Source organism: Ruegeria halocynthiae (assembly GCF_000743705.1).
Classification (GTDB): domain Bacteria; phylum Pseudomonadota; class Alphaproteobacteria; order Rhodobacterales; family Rhodobacteraceae; genus Ruegeria; species Ruegeria halocynthiae_B.
In genome coordinates this window covers 382,502-398,701 of record NZ_JQEZ01000004.1, presented here as the reverse complement: position 1 = coordinate 398,701, position 16,200 = coordinate 382,502, and the positions used below count along the sequence as shown (strand labels likewise).

Sequence of the window (16,200 nt, the reverse complement as noted above, 5' to 3'; positions counted from 1 at the left end):
TCGTCGGCTGCCTTGTTCACGACGTAGTCTGGTTCGTTACTCAGATCAGCTGCCTTTCACAATCTATAAGCAGATTGTGCATAAATAAAATACCGCTGTTCTTCGGTCTATTTGACCGCCAGCTCCCGTGTCGTTAACACCTCATGTTCCAACGCAAACTCGATCAGATCATCCCGCCTAGCTTGTGGAATGCGGTTCCAGACAGACTTTGGGCAAGGTGAGCGATCCGCCAGGGCATCAAAGCCGCCTTCGACATAGCGATCATACCAACGATAAAATGTCGTGCGGGGGATGCCCAGCATGTCCAGGGTCTGCTTGGTGGGCAGATGGGACCCCTCAACGGTGCGGATGATCTCCAGTTTCTCAGAGGCAGGGTATCTCATTCCTCGAACTCCCCAGCCCCTGTCATGCTTTTTTTGAGCAGGCGGTTTTCAAGGGTCAGATCGGCGACGCATTCCTTCAGTGCCGTCGCCTCGGATCGAAGCTCCTTCACTTCAGGCGACGTCGCTTGCCGGGCTGTATCGCCAGACAGACGGCGTTTCCCGGCTTCGAGGAACTCCTTTGACCAGCTGTAATACAGGCTCTCAGAAATGCCCTCGCGCCGACACAGTGCCGAGATGCTTTCCTCACCACGAAGACCCGCCAAAACAATGCGGATCTTCTCCTCCGCCGAATAGGTTTGCCGCGTCTTGCGGCGGATGGTTTTGACCAACTTGGTAGCCGAAGCTTTGCTGGTTCCGGATTTCTTGTTCATCTTCACTCCTTGACGGTTACGATGAACCAGAAATCCTCCGTTGTTCAAATCCTCAAATCTGTCCCACAGGTGCTGACGTCAAACAGTGTCCGAGATATTGGCGCGGGCAAAGCTGCGCCAGGCCGCGTCCGGATCATGTTCCAGCTCGTACAGATCGTCCCGGTTGACGCGCACAGAACTCAGCGGGACGCCGTCAGACATCAGCGCGATGTCAAAGTCCTTGATTTCGGCGGGCTCTTGGTTGGCCAACACGCGGGCTGTTCGCCCAATAGCCTGCGCCGCCTGACCGTAGGTGGCGTTTTCGATGCCCACCTGCGCGGTACTGCCTTGGTTCCTGAGATAAACCAGACGCAGGCCTTGTTGATCCAGGGCAGCTTGCAAACCCTGCCGAACATCCTGGTGGTCTTGACCCGCGGCCACCTGACCTTGCGCTTTCAAAGGTGGCGGCGCGTCGCCTTGCCCGCCCGGTGCCACGGTTTTACGCGGGTCAATGAAATAGCTGTAGGTCACCCCGAACGTGGTTCCATACAGATAAGATGCGGTCAGCTGAGACCCGTTGCGAAACTTATACTGTGCGCCCACGTTGATCGGGGATTTGACATCGAAACCGACGCGGTTGCGTTCCTGCGTGTACAGATCGGGTGAATATTCCGCCATAAATGTCAGGCGGTCGTTGTACTGCCAGCTACCGCCGCCAAAGAAGGCTGCATCACCCTGAAACCAGTTGCCGAAATCCAACTGACCGGTTTCTGAAATACCGCCGGCATTTGCATCTTCGCGTTTGTCAAAACGCTTGCTGAAAACGCCCAGAGGGTTGGAAAAACTGCCGCGCCCCGCCAGACGGCCCCAGCCGATACCTCCGGTCAGTTTGAACCGGTCCCGATACGTCTTGGTGGCAACAAGATATTCAGCCGCATAAACCCCGGTGCCGCCGAAATCCCGCAGCCCCAGCACCAGTGCCGGGGCGAGCCTGCTTTCCTCGCGCAGCCGGAAATGGAGATCGAAACTGCGGTCGTAACGGCTGCCGATGTCGCCATCAAAACCGTCAATCACCGAATAGCGAAAACTGCCATGGACCCAGGGCAGCATCTGGAAGGTCATCGTGGTGCGCAGCGTTTTGTCAAAGGCGGCGGCTGTGAAGGCAAGCGTGCCGTCCTCGAACATTTCAGCCGTCGGGATTTCAAGCAAACCGGGCGTACCATAGGTTGAAACGGTCTGCGCATTCAGCACCGTCGGGGCGATGGCAACAGCCATCGCCATCAGACTTGTCCGCTTGCTTGGTCCTGCTCGGTTCATTGTTGGTTATTTCACTGCCTGTTCGCCCCGAAGGCCCCATACCCGCGTATCAATCGAAGGTCTTGCCACCCGCTACGTCAAAGACGCTTATTCCCGTATATGGCGAATTCGCCCGTTTGCGTGCCCCTTAAACCATTTCTGTGACACCTGAAAGAAGGGAGTCCTGGGAAACGTCTCAGCCGATGTCGCAGCATCGGCGAGGGTGGCTTTTAGTCGCGCAACCGCCCTGATGCCCTCTGTTTTCCGGGCGGCGATCGTCGCGCCGCCAACGCCAGCAGCGACCCTTTGGAATCCCAAGCCAATTGCGCGCAAAATCGAACGTCGTTGAGTTTCCGTTGTGCAAGAATTGTGACTATCGGAAACCTGCGCTCCGGATTGGCACGGGCGCGTGTGTCGTTTTCAGCCGATAAATAGTCTTTCCCGCTTGCAGGCGCGTTTCAGGGAAAATAGGTCTGACGGTGGGACACCCCTCCCCAACGAGGGGCGTGTATCTGGAAGGATAATACACATGACTATCGAAAAAACGGCGTCGCGCGACGCCGCGCGCAAACCTGATCTGCGACCGGCGAATCCGCGTTTTTCCTCGGGCCCCTGCGCCAAACCCCCCACATTTGATCTGACCAAACTGGCTGATGCCGCGCTAGGTCGTTCGCACCGGGCTGCTGTCGGCAAGGACAAGCTGAAAGCCGCGATCGAAGGCACGCGTGAGGTGCTGGGCATTCCGGCGGATTACAAGATCGGCATCGTTCCCGCCTCGGACACCGGCGCGGTTGAAATGGCGCTGTGGTCGCTGCTGGGCGAACGCAAGGTCGAGATGCTGGCCTGGGAGAGCTTTGGCGCTGGTTGGGTCACCGATGTGGTCAAACAGCTGAAGATCGACGCCGACGTGAAAACCGCCGATTACGGTCAGATCGTTGATCTGGCGTCGGTCGATTTCGCCAACGATGTGGTCTTCACCTGGAACGGTACCACCTCGGGTGTGCGGGTGCCCAATGGCGACTGGATCGCCGATGACCGTCAGGGTCTGACGATCTGCGATGCGACTTCGGCGGCCTTTGCGATGGATCTGCCCTGGGACAAGCTGGATGTAACCACCTTCAGCTGGCAAAAGGTTCTGGGCGGCGAAGCGGCGCACGGGATGCTGATCCTGAGCCCCCGCGCGGTGGAACGACTGGAAAGCTACACCCCCGCATGGCCTTTGCCCAAGATTTTCCGCCTGACCAAAGGCGGCAAGCTGATCGACGGTATCTTTACCGGTGCCACGATCAACACGCCGTCGATGCTGGCGGTCGAAGATTACCTGTTTGCGCTGGATTGGGCGCGTTCGGTCGGCGGCCTGAAAGGGCTGATCGCCCGTGCGGACGCCAACGCCGGTGCGGTACATGCGTTCTGTGACCAGAATGACTGGATCGCCAATCTGGCCGAAGATGCGGCGACGCAGTCGAACACATCCGTGTGCCTGAAGTTCACCGATGCCCGTATTCAGGACGGCGCGACTTTCGCCAAGGCTGTGGCCAAGCGGCTGGAGGCCGAGAAAATCGCACTGGACATCGGGGCCTATCGCGACGCGCCTGCGGGTCTGCGCATCTGGTGCGGTGGCACGGTCGAAACCGCAGATGTCGCGGCGATGCTGCCCTGGCTGGCCTGGGCCTTTGAGGCCGAGATCGCCGCGCAGACGGCAGCGGCCTGAGCGAAGAATTTTCGACGAAAATTCTGGGCCGCCTGAGGCCCGGACATCTCCTCATATTCAAGGACCACAAAAATGGCTCCCAAAGTACTCGTATCTGACAAGCTCAGCGAAACCGCCGTGCAGATTTTCCGTGATCGCGGCATCGACGTGGATTTCATGCCCGATCTGGGTAAAGACAAGGACAAACTGGCCGAGGTGATTGGTCAGTATGACGGCCTTGCGATCCGGTCCGCCACCAAGGTCACGCCGACCTTGCTGGAAACAGCGGACAAGCTGAAGGTTATCGGCCGTGCGGGCATTGGTACTGACAATGTCGACAAGGACGCGGCCTCGAAAAAAGGCGTGATCGTGATGAACACGCCGTTCGGTAACATGATCACCACCGCCGAACACGCGATTGCGATGATGTTCGCCGTGGCGCGGCAAATCCCTGAGGCCAGCGCCTCGACCCATGAAGGCAAGTGGGAAAAGTCCAAGTTCATGGGGATCGAGCTGACCAACAAGACGCTGGGCGTGATCGGCGCGGGCAATATCGGCGGTATCGTTTGCGAACGCGCGCTGGGCCTGAAAATGAAAGTGGTCGCTTATGACCCTTATCTGGGCGAGGAAAAAGCCGCCAAGATGGGCGTGGAAAAGGTCGAACTGGATGAGCTGCTGGCACGCGCTGATTTCATCACCCTGCACGTGCCGTTGACCGATCAGACCCGCAACGTTCTGAGCCGTGAGAATCTGGCCAAGACCAAAAAGGGCGTGCGTATCGTCAACTGTGCCCGCGGTGGTCTGGTGGATGAGGCCGCGCTGGCCGAGATGCTGCAATCGGGTCACGTCGCCGGTGCCGCTTTTGACGTGTTCAGCGAAGAACCCGCCAAGGAAAACGCGCTGTTCAATCTGCCCAACGTGGTCTGCACCCCGCACCTTGGCGCGGCCACCACCGAAGCGCAGGAAAACGTGGCGCTGCAGGTGGCGGAGCAGATCTCGAACTATCTGCTGACCGGTGCGGTGGAAAACGCGTTGAACATGCCCAGCGTCACCGCCGAAGAGGCCAAGGTCATGGGGCCATGGATCAAGCTGGCCGGTCACCTCGGCAGCTTTATCGGCCAGATGACGGATGAGCCGATCAAGGCGATCAACATCCTGTATGACGGTGTTGCGGCGGATATGAATCTGGCGGCGCTGAACTGCTCGGTCGTGGCGGGGATCATGAAAAAGTTCAACCCCGAGGTGAACATGGTCTCGGCCCCGGTTGTGGCGAAAGAGCGGGGCATTCAGATCTCGACCACCAATCAGGACAAAACCGGGGTGTTCGAAGGGTACATCAAGGTGACGGTTGTGACCGAAAAGCGCGAACGCTCGATCGGGGGCACCGTGTTCAGCGACGGCAAGCCGCGCTTCATCCAGATCAAAGGCATCAATATCGACGCCGAAGTGGGCGCGCATATGCTTTACACCACCAACGAAGACGTGCCGGGCATCATCGGCACGCTGGGTCAGACCATGGGTGAGAGCAGCGTGAACATCGCCAACTTTACCCTTGGCCGGTCCGAGGCAGGCGGTGAGGCGATTGCCCTGCTGTATGTGGACGAACCGGTTCCGGCCGAGGCGCAGGCCAAACTGGCGGAAACCGGGCTGTTCACGCAGATCAAACCGCTGGCCTTCGACGTCGCCTGAGCGGCTGCGTTGATTACCTGAGACAAATTGTACCCGCGCCGCCCTTGGCGTGGGTATTTTCTTTTCCCGATGCAAAATTCACGCCACAAGCAAGGTATGCTTTTTGCCTGAGGATATTTCATGACATCCCCTATTTATGCCGTCGGCGACATTCACGGCCAACTTGCGATGCTGGAAGACGCGCTGCACCTGATCGAACAGGACGGTGGGCCGGACGCCCGCGTGGTGTTTCTGGGTGATTATGTGGACCGGGGGCCTGATAGCCGTGGGGTTCTGGACCTGTTGATCGCTGGCCAGCGCGCAGGTCGCAACTGGGTCACGGTCAAAGGCAATCACGACCGAATGATGGTGCGGTTCGTGCAGGAGTGCGAGATCGCGGATAAGCAGCTGCCGATCACTTTGAACTGGCTGAATCCCCGGTTGGGTGGCCAAGACACGCTGGCGTCTTACGGCGTTGAGGTCACGGACAATGACCGCATTTATCAGGTCCACGAACGCGCCTGCGCCGCTGTACCGCCCACGCATCTGGACTTTATCAATGCTTTGCCGACCTATCATCAGGAAGGTGATTTGCTGTTCGTCCACGCGGGCATCCGCCCCGGTATTCCATTGCCGCAACAGTCCGAGGATGATCTGATTTGGATACGGCAAGAATTTCTAGGGGATTCCGGCCAACACCCCTGGCTGGTTGTGCATGGGCACACACCGGTCGACCGGGCCGAACATTGCGGCAACCGCGTCAATCTGGATGCAGGTGCGGGTTATGGTCGGCCGCTGGCCACGGCTGTTTTCGAAGGCCAGGACTGTTGGCTGCTGACCGGGGCAGGGCGGGTGCCGCTGACACCTAGCCCGTCGTGAACAGGTCCTTAAAGCGGTCACGCAGCACGTTTTTCTGAACCTTGCCCATAGTGTTGCGGGGCAACTCGTCCAACATGATCAGCTTGCGCGGATGTTTGAACCGGGCCAGCGTGTTTTGCACATTGGCCAGAATGGCCTCGGGGTCCGGTTTCTGGCCGGTTTCTGCCACCAGAAGGCCCAGAACGGTTTCGCCAAAATCCGGATGCGGCACGCCAATCACCGCGCTTTCAAGCACGCCGGGCTGGTCATCCAGCACCAATTCGACCTCTTTGGGATAGATATTGTAACCACCCGAGATGATCAGGTCTTTGCCCCGCCCGACGATATGGACATAGCCGTCCTGATCCATGCGCCCCAGATCGCCGGTGATAAAAAAGCCGTCCTCACGCAGTTCGGCGGCTGTTTTCTCGGGCATCTGCCAATAGCCCTGAAACACGTTCGGGCCGCGTACCTCGATCATGCCGATCTCACCCTGCGGCAGCGTTTCGCCAGTATCAGGGTCTGTAACCTTCAATTCGACATCCGGCAGGGGGAACCCCACCGTCCCCGCGCGACGTTCGCCGTCATAAGGGTTCGAGGTGCTCATATTGGTTTCGGTCATGCCATAACGTTCCAGAATGCGATGGCCGGTGCGGCCCTGAAACCGTTCGTGGGTTTCGGTCAGCAATGGCGCCGAGCCTGAGATGAACAGTCGCATGTGCTGCGCCAGATCGCCGGTGAACCGGTCATCGCCCAGCAGGCGTGTGTAAAAGGTCGGCACCCCCATCATCGACGTGGCCTGCGGCATCAGGCGCAGCATGTCGTCCAGATCGAGTTTCGGCAGAAAGATCATCGACCCGCCCGAGGCCAGCACCACATTTGTGGCCACAAACAGCCCGTGGGTGTGAAAGATCGGCAGCGCGTGCAGCAGAACGTCATCCTGCGTGAACCGCCACTCTTGCACCAGCGTCTGCGCATTCGACAGCAGGTTTTCCTGCGTCAGCATCGCGCCTTTGGATCGCCCCGTCGTGCCCGAGGTGTAAAGGAATGCGGCCAGATCATCCTCGGACCGGCGGACCGGCTCGAACGCGGGCAACATCCCCAATGCCCGACGCATCAGACTGCCTGTGCCATTGGCGTTCAAAGTCTCTAACCGGGCGTTTTGCGCCGCGGCGACGGGGGCAAGCCCCTTTTCCTTCGCGGCGTCACAGACCACCAGCGCGGCGCCGCTGTTTTCGATGAAATAGCTCAGTTCAGCGGTGGTATAGCCGGTGTTCAGCGGCAAGAAGATCAACCCGGTCTGCGCACAGGCGGCATACAGCGCCAAGGCCTCGGGCGATTTTTCCACCTGAACGGCCACCCGGTCGCCGGGTTCAAGCTCAAATCCGTTCAGGGCGTTGGCAATCTGTGCGGCCTGATCCAGAAAGGCGGCATGTGTCAGGGTCTGCCCGTCAGGCAGGTGCAGAAACGGGGTGTCCTTGCCCGCGTGAATGCCAAACAAGCGATCATAGAGCGGGTTGCCCATTCCCTTTTTCCTTCGCACCGGGTTGTTGGAACTGAATCTGTCTTGGAACGCGTGGGGGGTAAAGCCCTTGCGCGCAGAAATTGCGCATAGGCTCAGAATTGGGTGGTCATGCGGTATCCGGCGGCAAAATACATCTTGGCAAATGTCACAGGCTGGCCCTGCAACCATGTAATGCGCTCGCCGGTAAAGATCGGTTCACCCTGTGACACATCCAGAAATCCGGCCACGGTTGCATCGGCCCGGCTGGCCAGAAAACTCAGTTCGACATTGGTGAAGGGAACAGTCTGGATCAGCCATTCATTTGGGCCAGTTTGCGAGAAATCAGCCTGTTTTACCTGCGGAACGCTGTCGATCACGATCCAGCGGTCTTCGTACTGAAACGGCGTGTTGCCATTGAAATGCATACAGCGCACGTGCATCACGCTTTGCCCCGGCGACAGGGCCAGACGTGCGCTCAGCCACTCTGGCGCGGTTTGTGAGGCCGCAGAGATCAGCGCATAACGGTAAGTGCCGCCTAACGCCTCGACCTCATCGCGGACCATGGGGATGGTGAAACGCGCCTGCCGCTGTGGCGCGCTGAGAACGCGCGTGCCCGCCTTGCGCCGACGTTCCAGAAACCCTTCGTCCGCCAGTTCCCGCAGGGCACGGTTCACGGTGGTGCGCGTGCACGAGAATTCGACAGCAAGCTTCTCTTCGTTTGGCAACAGAGAGTCCGGTTGCAATTCACCCGAGCGGATGCGTGCCAACACGGTTTGCTTGATGTCCTTGTAACTGGTGTTTTCGGTCGGTTGAGTCATGTGTCCTCGGGGGTTGAGAGGGGTTCTCTAAACGTCGGTCAGAAGGTCGGCAACCGCTGCGCGATAGGCGGGGATGATCTGGCCGCGGGCGATGTGGCGACCGCGCTGCACCATATGCCGCCCAGCGGACCACAGGTCCGTCACCACCTGATCGGGCGCTGCGAAACACAGCCCGTCCAACAATTGATCGTCAGTCAGGGCGCAGAGCGTCGGGTGGGTTCGATCCACGGCCACCAGATCGGCCAGCTTGCCGACGGCAATCTGACCCGCATCACGCCCAAGGGCCTGGGCACCGCCCTGCGCGGCGTTGGTGTAAAGCGCGTGACCCACCGACCCTTCGCCCCGGACCATGATCGCGCGCGATTGATCCCGCAGACGTTGTGAGTATTCCAGCAGGCGCAGTTCTTCAGACATTGAAATCCTGATATTAGAGTCTGATCCCACGCCAAACCGGCCACCTTCGGCGGTATAGACAGGCCCGTTAAAGATACCGTCACCCAGATTCGCCTCGGTGATCGGGCACAGCCCGGCGACTGCGCCAGAGTGGGCCAGCCTGCGTGTTTCCGCATCAGTCATATGTGTTGCATGTATCAGGCACCAACGCGCATTGACGTCCGCATTGTCCAGCAACCAGCTGACCGGTCGCTGGCCCAGTGTGGCCTGAACGTCCGTGACCTCTTTGATCTGTTCGGCAATGTGAATATGCACCGGCCCGGTCGGCGCGGCCTGCAGAACCAGGCGCAAATCATCAGGTGATGTTGCCCGTAAGGAATGCGGCGCAATCCCCACCACGGAATCCGCATGGGGAAGGGTGGCGCGGCACTCTTCGACCAGCTTCAGAAATCGGTTCACAGCATTGCCGAACCGCATCTGCCCACCCGCCAATGCGCCCTGCCCAGTGCCGCCGTATGTGTACAGAACGGGCAGATGGGTCAGGCCAATCCCGGTTTGGCCGACAGCGGCAAATATGCGTTGGCTCAGCTCTGACAGGTGATCATAGGGCGCGCCGCCGGGCTGGTGGTGGACATAATGGAACTCTCCGACGGCGGCGAACCCGGCCTCTTGCATTTCCATGAAAGCCAGCGCCGCAATTGCCTGGATCTGTTCTGGCGTCAGCCGTTCCAGAAACCGGTACATCAGGGTGCGCCATGTCCAAAAGCTCTCGCGTCCGACGGTGCGGGTTTCGGTCATACCCGCCATAGCCCGTTGAAAGGTATGGCTGTGCAGGTTTCCCAACGCAGGCAGCAACACGTCAACTTGGGCGTCCCCGGTTGCTGCGGCAGTGTCTTTTTGCACGCGGCGAATGATCCCCCCGTCGATTTCCACCCGCAGGTTGCTGACCCATTCAGCCCCTAACAAGGCCGTTTTTGCGTGAACCGACATGTTGCATCCATTTTGTGTAGACTTTAAATTTTTACCCGTATACGAAAAAATACAAAGTGAGGGGAGTCCAAAAGAATCGCCATGACGGAAAAATCGGTCCTTTTCAGCGCGCAGGTGGCAACAATGGCAGCTGGAGGTACGGCCTATGGCCTGTATCGTGATGCGGCCATCGCAGTGGACGGTTCAGACATTGTCTGGGTTGGCGCTCGGTCGGCTTTGCCTGCCGAATATGCGGATTGGCCGGCCCAGGATTATGGCGACCGGCTGATCACGCCGGGGCTGATTGATGCGCATACGCATGTGGTTTTTGGCGGCAATCGCGCGGCCGAGTTCGAGATGCGCCTCAATGGTGCAACTTACGAAGAAGTCGCGCGCGCGGGCGGCGGCATCCTGTCCACGGTCAACGCCACGCGATCGGCAAGCGAAGACGCGCTTTTGTCAGACGCATTGCAGCGCGTGGATGCGTTGATTGCCGAGGGCGTCACCTGTCTTGAGGTGAAATCAGGGTACGGGCTGGATACCGAGACCGAATTGAAAATGTTGCGTGTCGCGCGCCGGATAGGTGAAATGCGTCCGGTGCGGGTCAAGACCAGCTTTCTGGGCGCGCATGCCGTGCCGCCCGAATTCGCGGCGCAGCCCGATGCTTATATCGCTGAAATCTGCATCCCAGCCCTGCGTGAAGCCCATGCACAGGGTCTGGTGGATGCTGTGGACGGGTTTTGCGAAGGGATCGCGTTCAACCCAACCCAGATCGCGCAGGTCTTTGATGTGGCCGCTGAGCTGGGCTTGCCAGTCAAACTGCACGCGGAACAGTTGTCGAATCTGGGCGGGGCGCGGCTTGCGGCGTCTTACGGGGCTTTGTCTGCGGACCATATCGAGTATCTGGACGCCGAAGGAGCAGCCGCCATGGCGCGTGCCGGAACCGTCGCGGTCCTGTTGCCCGGCGCGTTCTATACGCTGCGCGAAACTCAGGCGCCGCCCGTTGATCTGTTGCGGCAACATCAGGTGCTCATGGCGCTGGCGACGGATTGCAATCCCGGGTCATCTCCGATGACGTCACTGTTGCTGACCCTGAACATGGGGTGCACGTTGTTTCGCCTGACCCCCGAAGAGGCGCTGGCCGGTGTCACCCGGAACGCGGCGCGGGCCTTGGGTCTGACGGATGCGGGCACCATAGCGCCGGGTCAGCGGGCGGACCTTGCCATCTGGGATGTCGAACACGCGGCCGAGCTGTCCTATCGCATCGGTTACAACCCCCTTCACAAACGAATTTTCGGAGGTCAGGGATGACAGCCCTTTCGCTTGTTCCGGGGCGGGTATCCCTGTCGCAATTGGCCGAGGTCTATTGGCATCAGAGGGCAGTTTCTTTGGACAACGGGTGTCGGCAGGCGGTCGAAACCGCCGCCGAACGGATTTTGTCCGCCGCCGCTGGTGACGCGCCCGTTTATGGCGTCAATACCGGATTCGGCAAGCTGGCCAGTCACAAGATCGACGCAAAGGATACGTCCACCCTGCAACGAAACCTGATCCTCAGTCATTGTTGTGGTGTCGGCCCGGCCATACCGCGTCAGGTAACCCGGTTGATGATGACACTTAAACTTTTGTCCTTTGGGCGGGGGGCCTCTGGTGTCCGGTGGGCGCTGATCGACCTGCTGCAACAGATGCTGGCGCGCGGCGTAACCCCTGTCATCCCGGCGCAGGGGTCGGTCGGGGCATCCGGCGATCTGGCGCCGCTGGCCCATATGACCGCCGTAATCATTGGCGAGGGCGAAGCCGAGGTGGACGGCGTCGTCCTTTCAGGTCGCAAAGCGCTGAAGTCCGCCGGATTAGAGCCTGTCGAGCTAGGACCAAAAGAAGGATTGGCTTTCATAAACGGTACGCAATTTTCGACGGCATTTGCGCTGGCCGGTCTGTTCGAAGGATGGCGCGCCGCGCAAAGCGCCCTGATGATTTCCGCGCTGTCGACGGATGCGATCATGGGGTCCACGGCCCCCTTGCAACCAGAAATTCACGCCCTGCGCGGTCATCGCGGCCAGATTGAGGCCGCCATCGCCATGCGCACTGCACTGGCAGGGTCGGACATCAGGGAAAGCCACCGGGATGGCGATACGCGCGTGCAGGACCCGTATTGCATTCGCTGCCAGCCGCAGGTCACCGGGGCCGCGTTGGACGTCTTGCGGCAAGCAGCTGTGACGCTTGAGGTTGAGGCCAACGCGGCCACGGATAACCCGCTTGTTCTGGTGGACGCCGATGCAATTGTCTCGGGCGGGAATTTCCACGCCGAACCGGTGGGGTTTGCCGCTGACATGATCGCGCTGGCCCTGTCCGAAATCGGTGCTATCGCGCAACGCCGCATCGCACTGATGGTGGACCCGACGCTGAGCTTTGATCTGCCGCCCTTTCTGACGCCCGATCCGGGGCTGAACTCGGGCCTGATGATCGCCGAGGTGACCACAGCCGCGCTGATGAGCGAGAACAAGCACCTCGCCAATCCCTGCGTGACCGACAGCACGCCAACCTCGGCCAATCAAGAGGATCACGTCTCGATGGCGGCCCACGGTGCGCGACGTCTGACCCGGATGGTCGAGAACCTGAATTACATCCTTGGGGTCGAACTTTTGTGCGCCGCGCAAGGCGTCGAATTCCGCGCGCCTCTGACCACCAGTGGCCCCTTGCAGCGGGTCATTGCCAGGTTGCGGGCCGACATCGCGACCCTGGCCGAGGATCGCTATCTGGCCCCGGATCTGGAACTGGCCAAGCGTCTCGTCGCCGAAGGCGCAATCCTGCAGGCCGTCGACACGCCGATGCCGGAACTGGCGTGATGCAGGCGGTCAGCATACAGCGCGGGGAAGGCCCCATCGTGCTGGGGCAACCCCATGGCGGGACATTCGTGCCAGATAACATTATCGCCCATCTGAATTCCACCGGGCGCGCGTTGGCGGACACAGATTGGCACATAAACAGGCTCTATCATGGGCTTTTGGATAATGTGACCGTGGTTCAATCGCATATCCATCGCTATGTGATCGATGCCAATCGCGATCCTGAAGGTGTCTCCCTATATCCCGGGCAGAACACGACGACGCTGGTGCCGCTGACCGATTTTGATGGGCAACCGATCTGGCGCAGTGGACAGGAACCCTCACAGGCCGACACCGTCCAGCGCTGCCAAGCCTTTCACGCGCCCTATCACGCTGCGCTGGCCGAGGAGTTGCAACGCGTCAAGGCACGTCACGGCGTGGCCATTCTGTTCGATTGCCATTCGATCCGCAGCCGCATTCCGTTCCTGTTCGGTGGTACGCTGCCCGACATGAACATCGGGACAAACGGCGGTGTGACTTGCGCATCGAAATTCGAGTCTATTGCGCAAGAAATTGCTGCTTCGTCGCCCTATAGCACTGTCCTGAACGGACGTTTTCGGGGTGGCTGGACCACGCGCCACTATGGCCGCCCGGCCGAAGGCATACACGCCATACAGATGGAACTGGCGCAATCCACCTATCTGACGACCGAAGCCGCCCCGTGGGCCTATGACAACGCGAAAGCCAACCGTCTGCGACGTTGGCTGCGCGATATTCTGGATGCCATCCAAGACACCGCATTGGAGCTTGTGCCATGACCGACCCTCGCAAGAACACCCGCGACATCTATCCTCCGACAGGCCCCGAACTGACTGCCAAAAGCTGGTTGACCGAGGCCCCGCTGCGGATGCTGATGAATAACCTGCATCCCGATGTGGCCGAAAACCCGCATGAACTGGTGGTCTATGGCGGCATCGGTCGCGCGGCCCGCACGTGGAAGGATTTCGACACTATTGTCGCCGGTTTGAAGGATTTGGAGGCGGATGAGACTCTGATCGTCCAGTCGGGCAAGCCGGTTGCGATCATCCGAACGCATAGGGACGCGCCGCGTGTGCTGATTGCGAATTCGAACCTTGTGCCCCATTGGGCGACTTGGGATCATTTCAACGAATTGGATAAGAAGGGCCTGATGATGTACGGCCAGATGACCGCCGGGTCATGGATATACATCGGCACACAGGGCATCGTTCAGGGCACCTATGAAACCTTTGCCGAGGCGGGGCGTCAACACTATGGCGGCGATCTGACCGGCAAATGGATTCTGACCGGGGGCTTGGGCGGTATGGGTGGCGCACAGCCGCTGGCGGCGGTGTTCGCCGGGGCTTGCTGTCTGGCGGTAGAGTGCAACCCTGACAGCATAGAATTCCGCCTGCGCACCAAATATCTGGACGAAAAAGCCGAGACGCTGGACGAGGCGCTTGCGATGATCGACCGATGGACCAAGGCGGGTGAGGCGAAATCCGTCGGCCTGCTGGGCAATGCGGCTGAGGTTTTTCCCGAAATCTATGCCCGGATGCAAGCTGGCGGGATGCGCCCCGACATTGTCACTGACCAAACCAGCGCGCATGATCCGATCAACGGCTATCTGCCGCTGGGTTGGTCGATGGCGCAGTGGCGGGAACAGCGTGAAACAGACCCTAAATCAGTGGAAAAAGCCGCACGCGCGTCGATGAAACAGCATGTCGCCGCAATGGTCGATTTCTCGAACGCGGGTGTCCCGACGCTGGACTATGGCAACAACATCCGGCAGGTGGCGCAGGATGAGGGGCTGGAAAACGCCTTTGCCTTTCCCGGATTCGTGCCCGCCTATATCCGCCCGCTGTTCTGCAAGGGTATTGGCCCGTTCCGCTGGTGCGCCCTGTCAGGCGACCCCGAGGACATTCATAAGACCGACGCCAAGATGAAGGAACTGTTTCCGGAAAACGAACACCTGCATCGCTGGCTTGATATGGCGTCAGAGCGGATTGCATTTCAGGGCTTGCCGGCCCGCATCTGCTGGATCGGGCTGGGGGATCGTCACCGTGCTGGGCTGGCTTTTAACGAGATGGTCGCCAGTGGCGAGCTGAAGGCCCCGGTGGTCATCGGCCGGGATCACTTGGATTCAGGCTCGGTCGCCAGCCCGAACCGCGAGACTGAGGCGATGCTGGACGGGTCCGATGCGGTGTCGGACTGGCCGTTGCTGAACGCGCTGATCAACACTGCCAGCGGTGCGACCTGGGTGTCGCTGCATCACGGTGGCGGTGTGGGGATGGGATTCAGCCAGCACGCGGGCGTGGTGATCTGTGCCGATGGTACCGAAGACGCCGCGCGGCGGTTGGAGCGGGTTCTGTGGAACGATCCGGCCTCGGGCGTGTGGCGCCATGCGGATGCGGGATATGACATTGCAAGGGACTGCGCCCGGGAACACGGGCTGCGCTTGCCGGGAATTCTTGGATAGGTCGCCGCAAACTGTCTCTGGCGAAAATGCTGCACCTGCGATATGCGCATGTAAGCATGCGGGAGATTGAAAGATGTACGTTGCAACTTTGCTGACCAACCCAACCGCGCCGTCGCTGGAAGAGGCCCTTGTCGAGTCGCTGTGCAATGCGTGGGGCGGCGGTGATATGGTCTGGCTCAGCCCGGACGAGGCCGCGCAGTTCAAATTCCCCGAGATGCCGGGCAATCGCTGGGACGTGTGGGCCGAGTTGCAACTTCTGGGTGTGGATCTGATCGTGCAGCCAGTTGCCGGACGCCGCAAGTTGATGCTGTTGGCCGATATGGACAGCACGATGATCCAGCAGGAATGCATCGACGAACTGGCCGATGAAGCCGGTGTCGGGGATCGGGTCAAGGGCATCACCGCGCGGGCGATGAATGGCGAGCTGGACTTTGAAGGCGCGTTGACCGAGCGGGTCGGCCTGTTGAAGGGCTTGTCCGAGACGGTGATCGACAAGGTTCTGGCCGACCGCATCACGTTGATGCCGGGCGGCAGAGAGCTGGTTGCAACCATGCGGGTGAACGGCGGGTACGCGGCGCTGGTCTCGGGCGGGTTCACTGCCTTTACCGCCAATGTGGCCGCACAGCTTGGCTTTGACGAGAACCGGGCCAATACGCTGTTGGCCGAAAACGGTGTGCTGACTGGAGAGGTGCAGCACCCCATTCTGGGGCGTCAGGCCAAGGTCGATGCACTGGAGCAGATCACCAAACGGTTGGGCCTGTCCGAGGCTGATGTCATCGCTGTTGGCGATGGCGCCAATGATCTGGGCATGTTGGACCGGGCCGGAACCGGTGTCGCGCTGCACGCCAAACCTTCGGTCGCCGAGAAATGCGACATTCGAATCAATTACGGTGATCTGACGGCGCTATTGTACCTTCAGGGATATGCCCGCACGGCCTTTGTCGAGGTCTGA

At 60.0% G+C, this 16,200-nt stretch carries 12 protein-coding genes and 1 pseudogene; 8 read left to right on the top strand and 5 right to left on the bottom strand.

Translation table 11 applies throughout. The annotated features are described in order from the left end of the window. Positions 1–59: 59 nt before the first annotated feature. Together JT51_RS22285 and JT51_RS16915 are read right to left on the bottom strand one after the other, a co-directional pair. Positions 60–754 (bottom strand): annotated as a pseudogene (locus JT51_RS22285) (helix-turn-helix domain-containing protein); the annotation flags it as partial. Positions 755–832: 78 nt separating this feature from the next. Next, positions 833–2,014, bottom strand: a complete 1,182-nt coding sequence (locus tag JT51_RS16915) for a YjbH domain-containing protein (protein WP_051927616.1) — start codon at positions 2,012–2,014, stop codon at positions 833–835. 544 nt (positions 2,015–2,558) lie between these two features. Between JT51_RS16915 and JT51_RS16905 the strand changes: the two genes are divergently transcribed. From JT51_RS16905 to JT51_RS16895, 3 genes are all read left to right on the top strand, one after another. Beyond that, positions 2,559–3,740 (top strand): phosphoserine transaminase, encoded by a 1,182-nt coding sequence (locus JT51_RS16905; protein ID WP_051927615.1) that lies wholly within the window; start codon positions 2,559–2,561, stop codon positions 3,738–3,740. A gap of 72 nt (positions 3,741–3,812) precedes the next feature. Beyond that, on the top strand, positions 3,813–5,408 hold the full coding sequence (gene serA, locus JT51_RS16900; protein WP_037315353.1) for a phosphoglycerate dehydrogenase: 1,596 nt from the start codon (positions 3,813–3,815) through the stop codon (positions 5,406–5,408). A gap of 120 nt (positions 5,409–5,528) precedes the next feature. Next, positions 5,529–6,266, top strand: coding sequence for a metallophosphoesterase family protein (locus tag JT51_RS16895; protein WP_037315350.1), 738 nt, complete (start codon positions 5,529–5,531; stop codon positions 6,264–6,266). Here JT51_RS16895 and JT51_RS16890 read toward each other — a convergent pair. From JT51_RS16890 to JT51_RS16880, 3 genes are all read right to left on the bottom strand, one after another. Beyond that, the gene (locus JT51_RS16890) at positions 6,253–7,770 is read right to left on the bottom strand and encodes a malonate--CoA ligase (protein ID WP_037315347.1); all 1,518 of its coding nucleotides are present in this window, start codon (positions 7,768–7,770) and stop codon (positions 6,253–6,255) included. The genes JT51_RS16895 and JT51_RS16890 overlap by 14 nt on opposite strands. 92 nt (positions 7,771–7,862) lie before the next feature. Further along, entirely contained in the window at positions 7,863–8,567 is a 705-nt protein-coding gene (locus tag JT51_RS16885) for a GntR family transcriptional regulator (protein ID WP_037315344.1), read from the bottom strand. A 27-nt stretch (positions 8,568–8,594) separates the two neighbouring features. Continuing rightward, positions 8,595–9,950, bottom strand: a complete 1,356-nt coding sequence (locus JT51_RS16880) for a formimidoylglutamate deiminase (protein ID WP_037315343.1) — start codon at positions 9,948–9,950, stop codon at positions 8,595–8,597. Positions 9,951–10,031: 81 nt separating this feature from the next. On the opposite strand from JT51_RS16880, the gene hutI reads away from it, so the two are divergent. The 5 genes from hutI to serB all read left to right on the top strand — a co-directional run bounded on the left by hutI (position 10,032) and on the right by serB (position 16,200). After that, positions 10,032–11,240, top strand: coding sequence for an imidazolonepropionase (gene hutI, locus JT51_RS16875; protein WP_037315341.1), 1,209 nt, complete (start codon positions 10,032–10,034; stop codon positions 11,238–11,240). Next, positions 11,237–12,772, top strand: a complete 1,536-nt coding sequence (gene hutH / locus JT51_RS16870; protein ID WP_037315338.1) for a histidine ammonia-lyase — start codon at positions 11,237–11,239, stop codon at positions 12,770–12,772. Before hutI ends, hutH begins: the two co-directional genes overlap by 4 nt. After that, positions 12,772–13,569, top strand: coding sequence for an N-formylglutamate deformylase (gene hutG / locus JT51_RS16865; protein WP_037315335.1), 798 nt, complete (start codon positions 12,772–12,774; stop codon positions 13,567–13,569). The genes hutH and hutG overlap by 1 nt, the downstream gene beginning before the upstream one ends. Continuing rightward, entirely contained in the window at positions 13,566–15,248 is a 1,683-nt protein-coding gene (gene hutU / locus JT51_RS16860; RefSeq protein ID WP_037315331.1) for a urocanate hydratase, read from the top strand. Before hutG ends, hutU begins: the two co-directional genes overlap by 4 nt. Positions 15,249–15,321: 73 nt before the next feature. After that, positions 15,322–16,200 (top strand): phosphoserine phosphatase SerB, encoded by an 879-nt coding sequence (gene serB / locus JT51_RS16855; RefSeq protein WP_037315329.1) that lies wholly within the window; start codon positions 15,322–15,324, stop codon positions 16,198–16,200.